The organism is Pseudarthrobacter sp. NPDC059871 (assembly GCF_042731175.1).
Taxonomy (GTDB): Bacteria; Actinomycetota; Actinomycetes; order Actinomycetales; family Micrococcaceae; genus Arthrobacter.
On sequence record NZ_JBHWJV010000005.1, the window covers coordinates 1 to 14,135 of the forward strand.

Consider the following 14,135-nt stretch of genomic DNA (forward strand, 5'->3'; position numbering starts at 1 on the left):
CCTCGACAAGACCGGAAAATACGGCAGAATAACCAGCGTCAAAGTGGCTCAGTTTTCAGCCCGCGAAATGGCTCAGTTTTCGACCATCGCTGACACACCACCCGCGCCGGCACCCACCCGAACCCGGGCTCACTCGTGGCGGCACCCACCCGAACCCCCGCTCACTTGTGGCGGCACCCACCCGGACGCCCGCTCACTCGCGGCGGCACCCACCCGGACGCCCGCCCACTTGTGGTGGTTCCCACCCGAACCCCCGCTCACTCGCGGCGGTTCCCACCCGGACCCACGCTCACTCGCGGCGGCTCCCACCCGAACCCGGGAACAACCACCACAAGTGAGCGCGCGTTACCGGAATAGCCGCCACGAGTGAGCACGCGTCACCGGAATAGCCGCCACGACCGAGCGCGCGTCAGAAGGACAGCCGCCACAAGTGAGCGCGCGTCGACTGGTGGTCAGGCGGCGCGGCGGGCCGAGGCTGGAAGGTGCCTGCCGGCGTCGTACGTATCTCAACGTCCCACCGTGACCTGTCAGGCTCCGCTGAGGACGAAAAACCCCCCAATATGCGGTGATTAACCTCAAAAAGTCGCGGAAACACGCGGAATTTGCGGCCCCTAGGGTTGGTAGCTGGTAAGTTTTCGAACAGTGGCCTGCGCGCACACCGCGTGCGGGCTCCGTAACCAGACCGTCCAGGAGGACATCAATGGCTAAGAACCGTAGTGAACTTGTTGCAGAGGTAGCGGGCAAGGCCGGCACCAGCCAGGCAGCCGTCAACACCGTCCTTGACGCACTGTTCGAGGTTTTCGAGACTTCTGTCGCCGCTGGCGAGAAGATCACCATCCCGGGCTGGCTGGCAGTGGAGCGCACCGACCGTGCAGCTCGCACCGGCCGCAACCCGCAGACGGGTGAGACCATCCAGATCGCAGCAGGCCACAGCGTCAAGCTGACCGCCGGCTCCAAGCTGAAGGCTGCCGTCTCCAACAAGAAGTAGGCTTCTTCGCCCGGCGCAACGCCGGAGCAGCTCTGGGAGCGGTGACCTGAGGGTCACCGCTCCCTTTGCTTTAAGCCCCGTTCCGGACCCACCAGCCGATTCGCCGCACAGCCCGGCGTGGCGGACAATGTAGGGGTGTCTTCTGCCGCAAAACCACGTTCCGCCACGCCTCAGCCCGCTCCCGGGAACGGAGCGAAGGGGACGGGCGGCACTGCCCTCGGAATTCCGAAAGGCTGGCAGCTCGCCGGCCTCGCTGCGGTGTTCCTGGCCCTCATCGCAGCACTGATCTTCTCCGGCGCTGCAGTGACGCGCGGCGTCTCCGATCCCGGCGCACTGGTGCGCTGGGGGCTTCCGATCAGCAAGGCGCTGCACAACGTGGCCGTGGCCACCGTCATCGGTGGCCTGATCTTCGCCGTAGGGATTCTGCCCAGGACCCTGACAAAGCGCAGCCGGGACAAGGGTGACCCCGGAGACAAGGACGGCCTGGAACACCCAGCCTTCAGCCGGGCCCTCGTGGTAGCAGCCGCCGCAGGTGCAGTGTGGACCCTGTCCGCTATCGCCGTGCTGGTCCTGACCTACGCGGATGTGGCCGGACAGCCACTTTCCGGCGACGCCGAATTCACGCAGGCGCTCGTCTACTTCATGACAGACATCGAGACCGGACGGGCCTGGCTGGCGGTAACGATCATCGCGGCCATCGTCACCACGGCCTTGTTCGGGGTCCGCTCCCTGGGCGGCCTGGCCCTCACCCTGATCCTGGCACTGATCGGCCTCGTCCCCACCGCCCTGATCGGCCACTCGTCCAGTTCCTCGGACCATGAAGGGGCCATCAACTCTCTCGGACTCCACCTTGTGGGTGTGAGTACGTGGGTGGGCGGTATCATCCTGCTGGCACTCCTGTCCGGGATCCTCACCGGCCCCAAGGCCGGTGCAACAACGGACATCACCGAGCCCACGCTGCGCCGCTTCTCTACCCTCGCCGGTTTCGCTTTCGTCCTGGTCTTCGCGTCCGGTGTCATCAACGCCAGCATCCGGATCACCAGCTGGGGAGACCTGTTCGGCTCGTCCTACGGACAGCTGATCCTTGCGAAGTCCGCTGCCACCCTGGTCCTGGGCGGCATCGGGTTCATGCACCGGCAGTGGGTCATCCCGCAGCTGGGCCGCAAGGGATCCACCATGTCTTCCCGGCGCGTGCTCTGGCAACTGCTCCTCGCCGAACTCCTGGTGATGGGCGCAACCTCAGGCATCGCCGTCGCGCTGGGCCGTTCAGCGCCACCGCAGCCCACCACGTTCGCGCCCGACGCCTCGCCGGCCTTCATCCTGACCGGCTACGAGCTCCCCCCGGAACTGAACGCCACCCGCTGGATCACCGAATGGCGCCTGGACTGGCTGTGGATCGCGGTAGCCCTGTTCGGCCTCGTGGCCTACGTCCTGGGCGTCGCGAAGGTCCACCGCCGCGGCGACAAGTGGCACTGGTTCCGCACCGTCAACTGGATCATCGGCCTCATTGTCCTGACCTACATCACGTCAGGGCCGCCGGCGGTGTACGGCCGCATCCTCTTCTCGGCACACATGGTGGACCACATGGCACTGACCATGGTGGCGCCCATCTTCCTGGTGCTCGGGGCGCCGGTGACGCTGGCCCTGCGCGCGCTGCCCGCCCGCGGTGACGGCTCGCGGGGCGCCCGCGAATGGATCCTCGTGTTCGTGCACTCGAAGTTCTCCCAACTGGTCACGCATCCGCTGTTTGCTGCGGCCAACTTCGCCGGCTCGATCGTGATCTTCTACTTCTCCGATCTGTTCGGCTACGCCATGCGCGAGCATGTTGGCCACGAACTCATGAACCTGCACTTCCTCCTCACCGGGTACATTTTCGTGCTCACCATGATCGGCACCGATCCCCTTCCGCGCCGGGCCCCGTACCCCATGCGGCTGCTGCTGCTCCTCGCCACCATGGGCTTCCACGCGTTCTTCGGCGTCTCCATCATGGGCGGCACCGGGCTGCTCGCAGCGGACTACTTCGGTAACCTGGGCCGCACATGGGGCCAGTCCGCGCTGGCCGACCAGCAGACCGGCGGAGCGGTGGCCTGGGGCATCGGTGAGGTGCCCACGCTCCTGGTGGCAATCGGCGTCGCGATCATGTGGTCCCGCTCGGACCAGCGGGAGACCAAACGCGTGGACCGCGCGGCGGACAGGAATAACGACGCCGATCTGGCCGCTTACAACGATATGTTTGCCAAATTGGCTGAACGCGACGCCAGGCTGGCTGACCGCAACAAGCTGGAAGGACGCTGATGAGCGAAACCGTACGCACCCACGCCCGGGTCCGGGCCTCCGAACTGGAAGGCCGCAACTGGCTGAACACCGGCGGCAAGACCCTGGACCTCGAAGCCCTCCGCGGCAAGATCGTCCTGCTCGATTTCTGGACCTTCTGCTGCATCAACTGCCTGCACGTCCTGGACGAGCTGCGGCCGCTGGAGGAGCAGTATTCGGACGTCTTGGTGACGGTGGGTGTCCACTCGCCCAAGTTCGAGCACGAGGCCGACCCCGTGGCCCTGGCAGCCGCCGTGGAGCGCTACGAGATCCACCACCCCGTCCTGGACGATCCTGAACTGGACACCTGGAAGGCCTACACCGCCCGCGCCTGGCCCACCCTGGTGGTCATCGACCCCGAGGGCTACATCGTGGCGCACCTGTCCGGTGAGGGCCACGCAGACGGCCTGGCAGTGCTGATCCCCGAGCTGATCGCCGAACATGAGGCCAAGGGCACGCTGCACCGCGGCTCCGGCCCGTACGTGGCGCCCGAGGCCACCTCCGGCACCCTGCGCTTCCCCGGCAAGGCGCTCTTCCTGCCGGCAGGCCGCGGGTCCACGGCTTGGGCGGAAGCGTCCGACGGCGGCGCGGCAGCGGGTGCCGCAGCCAGCGGTTCCGACGGCAAGGGTTCCTGGTTGGTCACCGACACCGGCCACCACCGCCTCGTGGAGCTCGGTACGGACTTCGAAACTGTCCTGGCCACCTACGGTTCGGGCACCAAGGGCTACGCCGACGGTCCTGCCGCCGGGGAAGACGCCACCGCACAGTTCAACGAGCCCCAAGGCTTGGTCCTGCTGCCGGAAGACGTGGCAGCCAAGGCAGGCTACGACGTCGTAATTGCCGACTCGGTCAACCACCGCCTCCGCGGACTGTCCCTCACGGACGGCAAGGCACTGACCCTTGCCGGCAACGGCGTGCAGCGGCTCCTGGAAACGGGGCCTGCCCGCGTGGACGAGGACGGCGCCGGCTTCAGCGGTTCCCTGGGCAACGACCCCCTGGACGTCTCGCTGAGCTCTCCCTGGGACGTTGTGTGGTCGCGCAAACTGAACGCCGTGGTGGTGGCCATGGCCGGCACGCACCAGATCTTCAGCTTCGACCCCCTGACCGGCGGCGTGGCCATCGTGGCCGGCAACGGACTGGAAGGGCTGCTGGACGGCCCCGCCCACGAGTCCTGGTTCGCCCAGTCCTCAGGCCTGGCCGAGGACGCCGACGGAAACATCTGGGTTGCCGACTCTGAAACGTCGGCGCTGCGCACGCTGGTGATCGACGACGCCGGGACGGTCACCGTGAAAACCGCCGTGGGCAAGGGCCTGTTCGACTTCGGCTTCCGCGACGGTACTGCGGCCGAGGCCCGGCTGCAGCACCCCCTGGGCGTCACAGTCCTCCCGGATGGCTCCGTAGCCATCGCTGACACCTACAACGGCGCCGTCCGCCGGTATGACCCCGCCAGCGGCACAGTGTCCACGCTGGCCCGTGGCCTCGCCGAGCCGTCCGACGTGATAGTGGATGCCACCGGGGCTGCCGGCGCCGAGCCGCTGCTGGTGGTGGTGGAGGCGAACAAGCACCAGCTGGTGTACGTGCCCATTCCCAAGGAAGCCCAGCAGGTGGATGAGGGCGCCTCCCAGACGCAGCGGCCCAAGAGCCCCGTGGCTCCGGGACCACTGGAACTCACGGTCCGCTTCACCGCCCCCACCGGGCAGAAGCTCGACGGCCGCTGGGGTGACCCCACCCAGCTGAAGATCTCCTCCACCCCGCCCGAGCTGCTGGTGTCCGGCGGCGGCACCTCCGTGGGCCTGTTGCGCACGCTGGAGCTCTCACCGGACGTTCCTGAGGGCGTGCTGCACATTACCGCCCGCGCCGCGGCCTGCGACGGCCCCGAGACCGAGGACGGCGAGATCCCGGACCACGCAGCCTGCCACCTGTACCAGCAGGACTGGGGCATCCCGGTGCTGCTTCAGGCCGACGGCGACACCGAGCTGGTCCTGGACCTCCGCGGCATGGACTGACCGCGTTTTTACCCACTGAACTGGCCCGGTTTTCAAGCTTTCCAAGCCTGAAAACCGGGCCAGTTCTGTTTTCACGGCCCCATAACTGGGCCAGTGTGCATGGCCCTTGTCCACATAGAGCCCGTGATACCTGCCGACAGCCTCTGGGGACGGACATTGTGGCGTCATGGACCCATCGGAAATCCTCAAGTCGGCTGGAGGAGTGCTGCTGCGGCGTGATGTGACCGCCGCCGGGGCAACGGAGAGGGACATCAACCGTGCAATCCGTGGCGGGCAGGTGGTGCGGCTCGGGCGCGGGCTGCTGGCCGTTCCGGGTGCTGACGCGGAGCTGGTCGGTGCAGGCCTGGCCCGCAGCCTCCTGACATGTGCATCGGCCGCCCCGCATTATGGATTATGGCAGCTTCAAGCAACTGCCAGGCCTCACTACTGGCAAAGCAACGGAAGACGTACCAACCACTGTGTCAGCCATCGGCTTCCCCTGACGCAGGCGCCCCGTCATCGGACCCTTGCAGCACTCCCTGACGTCCTGCTTCACGCACTGCTGTGCCTGCCGGAGCTCGAATCTCTGGTCATGGTGGAGTGCGCCTACAACAGAGGGGACATCGAGCCGTCCTTGCTTTTGCGCCACTTGACGGGCAGCCGGTCAGGAAAGGCGCGGCATGTTGTGTCCAAGGTTGAACGCGGCGCAGACTCTCTCCTGGAAACCTTGGCCCGGGTGCTGTTCCGGGATGCTGGCATCGCCACCGAGACCCACGTGTGGATCGAGGGGATCGGCCGCGTGGACTTCCTGCTGGAGGGGTTCCTCATCGTGGAGATTGACGGGCTCGCCTTCCATCTTGATGCCCGCCAATTCAAGAAGGATCGCCGCAGGGACAATATGGCTGTCCGTCACGGACTACCCGTACTCCGGTTCTTTTATGACGACGTGGTTTACGCCCCGGAATCTGTTCTGGCGCAGGTCCGTGAGGTCCTGGGCCGGGGGTCATTGCGGTGGCCTCAACCGAACCAGCCCAGTTTTCGGGGCGGTTGGGTTTAGGTCACTGTAGAACCCGGCGGGCAGGGCCTTAAAACTGGGCCAGTCCGGACGGGAGGCCGGCAGGAAACCCTAGAAGCTCAGCTGGGGAGTGACCTTCACAGTGTCGCCGGAGACGTCCAGGCGGGTGGTGAAGCTGAAGTCCACCTCTTCGTCCAGCGGGTACCAGGCGCCCGTGAAGGAGTTTTGCTGCAGGGCCTCCACCTTGGCTTTTCCGTCCAGTGGTGAGACCACCCAGCGGCCGTCAAAGGGTTCGATGGAGACGTTGGGATACTCGGTCACGGACCACTTGATGCTGCCGTCCTGCACCCTGTTGTTGCTGGCGTAGTAGAAGGGGCAGTCGGGCTGCAGCCGCTGCTCCTTCTGGGCTTCGGCGGCACAGCCATCCAGGAATTCCCGGACCTTGGCGGACACGTCCTCCTTGAGCTTGCCGGTGGCCTGGGTCAGCAGGTTCAGTGGAGCCACCGGGGTGTCCCGCCCGGTCACCGTGGCGCGGCTGGCGGGGGCGGAGAAGTACTGGCCATCCAGCGACGCCTCGTATTCGCCGGGGTAGAACACGGCGAAGGAGTTCCGTCCGTTGGGCATGTTCACGGGGACGCCGTTGATGTTCACTTCGCTGCCGTTCACCACGGTGATGTCCACCGTGGGCAGCCGGGACGGGACAAACGCCCAGGTGTTGAAGAAGATCCATTCGGTGCCGGTCTTCTGCAGCACGAATTCGGTGCTGAGCCGGCTTCCGTCAATGGTGTAGTCCATCGGCACTGCCACGCGGTTGTCCGGACGTTCTTCCGGCTCGCCGATCTGGACGTTGGAGAGCCTCGACGCCGCTGTTTGCAGGGCCGTGCCATCCAGCATCGCTGCGTTGCTGGGCGGAACGGTGGCCCGCAGGAGGCCCAGCGCCTTGCCGCCGTTCCCGCTCTGCAGGGCGTCAATGTACTCGCGCACCGGCTGCTGCGGGCTGGCCACTGTGCTGTTGACCAGGTTGATGGCCACAATGGCTCCGGCCACGGCAAGCATGAGGCCCAGCAGCCATCCGGCCGCTATCCTCACCAACGCTTGACTCATCTGCACGTTTATTACAGTAACGTCACTACGTTGGCACACTAAAGTCGGCGCCTCCCCTAATTCCCGCCGCAGCCCGGCGTTGGCACCAGGGACAGCGCCCGACGACGCCGGCACGGAGAGTGCCCGGCCGCACCTTTGGACCCGGCCCGGGCCGGCCCTGGCGGGGTCCGCGTCGCCCCGCGCTGAGGCCCCGGGGTCAGCGGCGGCGCCGCCGGGATGACGTGCCGAACATGCCGCGCAGCAGCTCACGGCCCAGCTGGGTGCCTACGGACCGTGCCATGCTTTTCAGCCCGCCACCCAATGCGCCGCCGAGCACACCGCCCAGGTCGCCCATGATTCCGCCCCCCGGCTGGGATTGGCGTTGGGGCTCGGGTGCACGGGGTGCCCTCGGAGCCGGGGCGCTTCCAGCCCTTTCAGCAGCCTCGTCCCTGCCGGAACTGGTAGCCGAGGGCCTGCTGCTGGGCCGGCCCAGGATTTCCTCCTCGATGCGCCTTGCCTCGGCGTCGACGTCGTTCTGCTGCGAAGCCCCACCAGGTGTTCCGGCGGGAGCCGCGGGACCTGTAGGTGCTGCCGTCTTGCCGGTGAGCTTCTCGTACGCGGAGGGGTTGTCCACCGCGGTGCCGTACTTCTCCAGCAGCGCGGACCCGGCCACGGTGCTCCGGACCAGGGCCTCGTCGCTGGGACCCATGACAGATTCGGGGGCCCGCAGCCGGGTGAGGGCCACCGGGGTGGGGGCACCCTTGTCATTCATGACGGTAATGACCGCTTCACCGATGCCGGCCGACGTCAGCGTCTCTTCGAGGTCGTAGTCGCTGAGCGGGAACGTGGATACCGTGGCCTTGAGGGCCTTGGCGTCCTCCGGCGTGAAGGCCCGCAGCGCGTGCTGGACCCGGTTGGCCAGCTGGCCGAGGACGTCGGCAGGGACATCCTTGGGGGTTTGGGTGACGAAGAAGATGCCCACGCCCTTGGACCGGATCAGCCGGACGGTGGAGGTAATGGCGTCCAGGAAAGCCTTGGAGGCGCCGTTGAACAGCAGGTGCGCCTCGTCGAGGAAAAAGACCAGCTTGGGCTTGTCCAGGTCGCCGGCTTCGGGGAGGTCTTCGAAGAGGTCGGCGAGCAGCCACATGAGGAACGTGGAGAACAGCATGGGCTTGTTCTGCAGCGTCGGAAGCTCCAGGCAGGTCACTACGCCGCGGCCATCGGGCGCGGTGCGCAGCAGTTCGGCGGTATCAAACTCCGGTTCGCCGAAGAACTTCTCCAGGCCCTGGGCTTCGAGCGTGACCAGTTCGCGCAGGATCACCCCGGCGGTGGCCTTCGAGAGCCCACCGAGCTGCTCGAGCTCGTCCTTGCCTTCATCGGACGTCAGGAACTGGATGACCGCCCGGAGGTCCTTGAGATCGATCAGTTCCAGGCCGTTCTTGTCGGCGAAGTAGAAGACCAGCTGCAGGCTGGATTCCTGGGTGTCGTTGAGCTCCATGATCCGCGAGAGCAGGATGGGCCCGAACGAGGTCACCGTGGCCCGGACGGGGATGCCGTTGCCGTCGCCGCCCAGCGCCAGGAATTCCACCGGAAAGGTCTTGCCGTGCCAGTCCTGGCCGATGCTCTGCGTGCGGGCCAGGAGCTTCTCGCTGCCCGGTGCCGCAGTGGCGAGCCCGGAGAGGTCACCCTTGATGTCCGCCAGGAAGACGGGCACGCCGGCGGTGGAAAGCTGTTCGGCCATCATGTGCAGGGTGACGGTCTTGCCGGTACCGGTTGCTCCGGCCACCAGGCCGTGCCGGTTCATCATGGCCAGCGGCAGCCGCACCGGCGCGTCCTTGTGGAGTTCACCGTCGATCAGGGCGGCCCCCAGCTCGATGGTGGCGCCCTCCAGGGCGTAGCCCTTCTGGATGGTGGCAAGCTTCTCTGCGGTGGTTTTGTTCGCCATGGCGCTAGCTTAGCGGCGGCCAGCGCGTCTGCGGCGGTATCCCGGAGGTTAGTTCTGCGAGGAATTGATGCCGGCGGCGGGAAGTTCCTTGGTGAACGCCAGCGCCCCGATGGTCTCAGGGTCAGCGGCGAGGTCGAACTGTGCCTGGTAACCGGTGCGCAGGTACAGGTATTTGGCCTCGGGCTGCCGCGGGCCGGTGGTCAGGTACAGGCCGGTGTATCCGCGGGCAGCTGCCAGGGACTCCAGTTCGGCGAGCACCAGCCGGGCCAGGCCGCGACGGCGGTGGGCGGAGTGGGTCCAGATCCGCTTCAGTTCCGCAGTGGTGGCGTCATACCGGCGGAACGCGCCGCCCGCGATGGATGTGCCGTCTTCCTGGATGATGAGCAGCGCGCCGGAGGGGCCCTCGAACTCCGCTGCCGGGTACCGGTTCAATTCCTCGGCCGCGGCGCCGCTGCCGAACAGGTCCCCGTAACGGGTGCTGTACTCGACGGCGAGTTCGTCCAGGAGTGGCCGCACCCGGGGATCGTGCATGGGCAGGATGAGGACTTCCAAGGCGGCGCGGTCCAGGGGACGGGGCTGGACTTCTGGTTCTGCTGTCACCGGTGGTTCCTTGTCAGGGTCTGGTTCCGGCCGGCAGCGGCCGGCTCTGGGGATATTGTGGCGGACATTTCGCCGGCAAGGTTGCGGGCCGTGCCGAGGATGGTCCGGGCCAGCGCATCATTTTCCCGGAACGGGGCTGCGTTGGTGCGCGGCCGGGCAAACGCTCCCGCACCCCAGCCGGACGTTCCGGGACCGACGCCGAACACCGTGTCCTGCGGGGTGCCGTCCGTCCCCACCAGCCGGTGCTGCGGGGTCACCAGCAGCTTGCCGGTGGAGTGGATCCCGTCCGCGGTCAGCAGCTGCTGCTCGGTTCCCAAGCCGCTGCCGTGCAGGGAAGCCAGCACAGGGTTGAGTGACCGGACCACCGACGTGGCCGGCAACCTGGCTTCGATGAATGCCCGCGCCGAAACCACTGCCTCGGATTGCGGCGACGCGGCCACGAAAGCCCCGGTTGCTTCGTCAGTGGTGACCTCCACCCCGGGGCCCAGGAACTGCAGCAGCCCGGCACGGTGCAGGGCCAGCATCTGCCGCAGGCGGTGGGGTGGCGGCCCGGAATCGACGAAGCTGAAGAACCCGTGCCACCAACCATGGATGGTCTGCTGGGACCGGGCGTTCAGCCGGTCCGCGGGGACCACCCGGCCCACCTCCATGTACACGTGCAGCAGGGCCAGGAACAGGGCGAGGGTCTCGGGATGGTCCGGAGTGTCGCGGAGGGCGAGGTCGTGTTCGATGTATCCGGCAACGGCATCCTGCACGGCACGGTGGTCCGCGAAGCGGCGCCCGTCGAAGGGCCGGTCCAGCCGTTCGAGGTCCAGGTGCAGCGCGTCGTCGGGAACGGCGGCGGCCACGAGGTCCGCGCGCTCGCTGCCGTACCAGTCGAGAGCTGCATAGCGTGCAGCGAATTCGTCCCAGCCCATGGCAGCCCGTTCGGGGCTTCCGGTCAGGAGCTCGCGGTAGTAGTAGTAACCGGCCTCCTTGGCCACCAGCGGCCAGAGGTGCTGGTGGAAGTCCAGTTCCCCGTGGCCCTGGAGCAGGGATTCGACAGCGGCAGGGGTGAAGAACCGCAGTGGTCCGGGTGCTTCGCCGCGGAGGGTGGCGGAGATTTTGGAGTGGTAGGGCACGCCCCGGCGCGACCCGGCCCACAGCCGCGGTTCCCGTCCGGACGGAAGGTAGCGCAGCCCGCCGTCGGGCGTTTCCTCGAACCGTCCCCCGCGGCCCTCCATCAGGATGACCAGCAGGTCCACGAAGGCCAGGCCCATGCCGGAGACAATGACGTCCTGGCCGGGGGCAATGCCTGAGTAGTCGACGTCGGTGGTGTAGCTGGGTGCCGCATGGTAGCCGCCGTGCCGGGCGGCGAACCCGGCATAGCCGGAGGATGCGGCGTCGGGCTGCGAATCGGTGTGGCCCAGGGCGGTCACCAGGATGTCCGCATGCAGCGTCCGGCCGTTGGCCAGCGCGACTTCGTGCCCGCCGTCCGCCAGGGGTGAGATCCCGACGGCGGTGCTCCGGTGGGTGGTGACGCTGCGGTTCAGTGCCCTGGCGGCCCGGCGGAAGAACCACTCGAGGTACTGGCTCTGCAGCTGGCGGGTGGGGAACGTGGTGCCGTTGAGTGCCCGGAGCTGGTCCTGCAGGTGCCGCGGGAAGTCCGGCACATCGGTGATGGACCCGTCCAGGACGCCGGCGGTCCACTCCGCCAGTCCGGGGCCGGAAGCGGCCGGACCGTCGCAGGCCACGGACTCGTCGGTGAACATGGTGATGTCCGCGGCCATGGAGTTCAGGAGCAGGCCCGGGTCCTGGTCGTACCGCCAGATGCGGCCCGAGCCTGGAACGTGCGGCTCCACCACATGGATCTCCAGCGGACCGGCAAAAACATCTGGCCGGTTGGCGGCGATCCGCTCCAGGACGCCGGCCGTGCGCGGTCCGCCGCCGATGAACACAACGGCCGGAATCTTCGCTGGCATGGGGGCTCCTGACGGGCGGATGGGCTGATGCGGGGGCTGGTGGGAGGTACGGCGGCGCGTTGGCAGCAGCCGGAGTGCCCATGCTAGGCAGCGGTGACGACGGCGGTCGAGCGGCCGGTCACGCCCGTTAACTCCGCGTCACAGCAGGTCAAATGACGCAAGAAACCGACTCATGACGCAGTGCGAAGCCCGGTGAACTAATGCAACTTCCGGTGTTGCCGCCCCGTTTGGGCCGGTCCTAGATTTGCAGCCAGCAACCGGGCCAAAAGCCCAGGCCGGAGCGCCCGCTCCGACCCGAACACCAGGACCCAGGACAAGAAGCGAGGTGGCACATGAGTTCAGCAACATCGAGGGTGGCGCAGGCAAAGCCGGCACCCACGGGAGAGCCGGCAACAACGGCGGAGGCCGGCGCGGCAGCAGCCGCAACCGGGCAGGCGGCCACCGAATCCGCTTCTGCAACCGGCAGCACCCTGCCTTCAGGCGGGGGATTGCCGCCCGAGGGACCAGCACGCATTGCAGCTGACTATTCGTCATACCGCGTGGTGGCCGCGAAGCATCCGTGGCGCTGGGTGGGGACTGCCGCCGTGGCGCTTGGCGTCCTGGCCATCGCGTGGTCGCTGGCCACCAACCCGCGCTGGGAGTGGGGCGTGGTGGCCCAGTGGTTCACCGCGCAGTCCGTGGTCAACGGGCTCCTGGAAACCCTGAAGCTCACCGCCATCTCCGGCATCCTCGGCTTCGTTTTGGGTTTCATCCTGGCGCTCATGCGGTTGTCCGCCTCGCCGCTGCTGGTGTCCGTCTCCTGGACGTTCTCCTGGATCTTCCGGTCCACGCCGCTGCTGGTCCAGTTGCTCCTCTGGTACAACCTGGGCTACCTCTACGAGAAGATCAGCCTGGGAATCCCCTTCACGGACGTGCGGTTCTTCGAGGTGCAGACCACCACGCTGATCAGCCAGTTCGCGGCGGCAGTCCTGGGCCTGACCCTGAACCAGGCCGCCTACTCCGCGGAAATCATCCGCGGCGGCATCCTCTCCGTGGACCAGGGCCAGCTGGAGGCCGCCGCCGCCCTGGGCATCCCGGCCTGGCGCCGCTCCACCCGCATCGTCCTGCCACAGGCCATGCGCGCCATCCTGCCCACGGCCTTCAACGAGATCATCGGACTGGTCAAGGGCACCTCGATCGTCTACGTCCTGGCCTACTCGGAGCTGTTCTACACCGTGCAGGTGATCTACAACCGCACCCAGCAGGTCCTGCCGCTGCTGTTGGTGGCCACCCTCTGGTACGTGGTGATCACCTCCGTCCTCAGCGTCTTCCAGTACTACATCGAACGCCACTACTCCAAGGGTGCTGTGCGTAACCTGCCCCTGACGCCGCTGCAGAAGGCCCGCAAGTTCTTCGCCACCCATGCCGTCACCAACCGGAAGAGCCTCTGATGACCGCCACCCTTTCAGCCCCCGCCACCCGCGGGCTCGTCGAAATCACCGGCGTCCGCAAGTCCTTCGGCGCCACCGAGGTGCTTAAAGGCGTCAGCCTCACAGTGGAGCCGGGCGGCGTGGCCGTGATCGTGGGCCCGTCCGGTTCCGGTAAATCCACCCTGCTGCGCACCATCAACCACTTGGAAAAGGTGGACGGCGGCTACATCTCCATTGACGGCAAGCTGGTGGGCTACGAAATCCGCGGCCAGAAACTCCACGAGCTGCGGGAAAAGGAGATCCTCAAGCAGCGCACCGAGATTGGCATGGTGTTCCAGAACTTCAACCTGTTCCCGCACCTCACCGCCCTGGAAAACGTGGCCGAAGCACCTGTCGTGGCGCAGGGCCGCTCCAAGGACGAAGCCCGCCGGCGCGGCCTGGAGCTGCTGGACCGCGTGGGTCTCAAGGACCGGGCCGGTGCCTACCCCCGGCAGCTTTCCGGCGGACAGCAGCAGCGCGTCGCCATCGCCCGGGCCCTGGCGCTGGACCCCAAGATCCTGCTGTTCGACGAGCCCACATCCGCACTGGACCCGGAACTGGTCAACGAAGTGCTGGACGTTATCCGGGAGCTCGCCAAGTCCGGCACCACCCTGATCATCGTCACCCACGAGATGGGCTTTGCCCGCGACGTGGCGGACACAGTGGTGTTCATGGACCAGGGCCAGATCGTGGAACAGGGCACCCCGCAGCAGATTTTCACCAACCCCCAGGAACCGCGCACCCGGAGTTTCTTCTCCAAGGTGCTCGAACCGGCTTTCAACATCTAAGGACCATCC

The 14,135-nt window shown here is 67.0% G+C and carries 10 protein-coding genes; 6 read left to right on the plus strand and 4 right to left on the minus strand.

From position 1 onward, the window contains the following. The first annotated feature begins 700 nt into the window (after nucleotides 1-700). From ACFV4R_RS08250 to ACFV4R_RS08265, 4 genes are all read left to right on the plus strand, one after another. Nucleotides 701-988, plus strand: a complete 288-nt coding sequence (locus ACFV4R_RS08250) for an HU family DNA-binding protein (RefSeq protein WP_015938867.1) — start codon at nucleotides 701-703, stop codon at nucleotides 986-988. A gap of 135 nt (nucleotides 989-1,123) precedes the next feature. After that, nucleotides 1,124-3,283 (plus strand): cytochrome c oxidase assembly protein, encoded by a 2,160-nt coding sequence (locus ACFV4R_RS08255; protein ID WP_377201882.1) that lies wholly within the window; start codon nucleotides 1,124-1,126, stop codon nucleotides 3,281-3,283. Beyond that, the gene (locus ACFV4R_RS08260; protein WP_377201883.1) at nucleotides 3,283-5,307 is read left to right on the plus strand and encodes an NHL domain-containing thioredoxin family protein; all 2,025 of its coding nucleotides are present in this window, start codon (nucleotides 3,283-3,285) and stop codon (nucleotides 5,305-5,307) included. Before ACFV4R_RS08255 ends, ACFV4R_RS08260 begins: the two co-directional genes overlap by 1 nt. Nucleotides 5,308-5,509: 202 nt before the next feature. Next, a complete protein-coding gene (locus tag ACFV4R_RS08265; RefSeq protein ID WP_377201884.1) occupies nucleotides 5,510-6,343 on the plus strand; it encodes a DUF559 domain-containing protein in 834 nt (277 codons plus the stop codon). A gap of 69 nt (nucleotides 6,344-6,412) precedes the next feature. Here the strand turns inward: ACFV4R_RS08265 and ACFV4R_RS08270 are convergent, their stop codons facing one another. From ACFV4R_RS08270 to ACFV4R_RS08285, 4 genes are all read right to left on the minus strand, one after another. Continuing rightward, the gene (locus ACFV4R_RS08270) at nucleotides 6,413-7,405 is read right to left on the minus strand and encodes a hypothetical protein (RefSeq protein ID WP_377201885.1); all 993 of its coding nucleotides are present in this window, start codon (nucleotides 7,403-7,405) and stop codon (nucleotides 6,413-6,415) included. 196 nt (nucleotides 7,406-7,601) lie between these two features. Next, the gene (locus tag ACFV4R_RS08275; protein WP_377201886.1) at nucleotides 7,602-9,329 is read right to left on the minus strand and encodes a helicase HerA-like domain-containing protein; all 1,728 of its coding nucleotides are present in this window, start codon (nucleotides 9,327-9,329) and stop codon (nucleotides 7,602-7,604) included. A 48-nt stretch (nucleotides 9,330-9,377) separates the two neighbouring features. Next, complete coding sequence (locus ACFV4R_RS08280; protein ID WP_377201887.1) at nucleotides 9,378-9,929, minus strand: GNAT family N-acetyltransferase; 552 nt, start codon at nucleotides 9,927-9,929, stop codon at nucleotides 9,378-9,380. Next, nucleotides 9,926-11,890, minus strand: coding sequence for an FAD/NAD(P)-binding protein (locus ACFV4R_RS08285; protein ID WP_377201888.1), 1,965 nt, complete (start codon nucleotides 11,888-11,890; stop codon nucleotides 9,926-9,928). The genes ACFV4R_RS08280 and ACFV4R_RS08285 overlap by 4 nt, the downstream gene beginning before the upstream one ends. Nucleotides 11,891-12,222: 332 nt before the next feature. On the opposite strand from ACFV4R_RS08285, the gene ACFV4R_RS08290 reads away from it, so the two are divergent. Together ACFV4R_RS08290 and ACFV4R_RS08295 are read left to right on the plus strand one after the other, a co-directional pair. Further along, nucleotides 12,223-13,320 (plus strand): amino acid ABC transporter permease, encoded by a 1,098-nt coding sequence (locus ACFV4R_RS08290; RefSeq protein WP_377201889.1) that lies wholly within the window; start codon nucleotides 12,223-12,225, stop codon nucleotides 13,318-13,320. Continuing rightward, a complete protein-coding gene (locus ACFV4R_RS08295; protein ID WP_377201890.1) occupies nucleotides 13,320-14,126 on the plus strand; it encodes an amino acid ABC transporter ATP-binding protein in 807 nt (268 codons plus the stop codon). Before ACFV4R_RS08290 ends, ACFV4R_RS08295 begins: the two co-directional genes overlap by 1 nt. The last annotated feature ends 9 nt before the right edge of the window (nucleotides 14,127-14,135 follow it).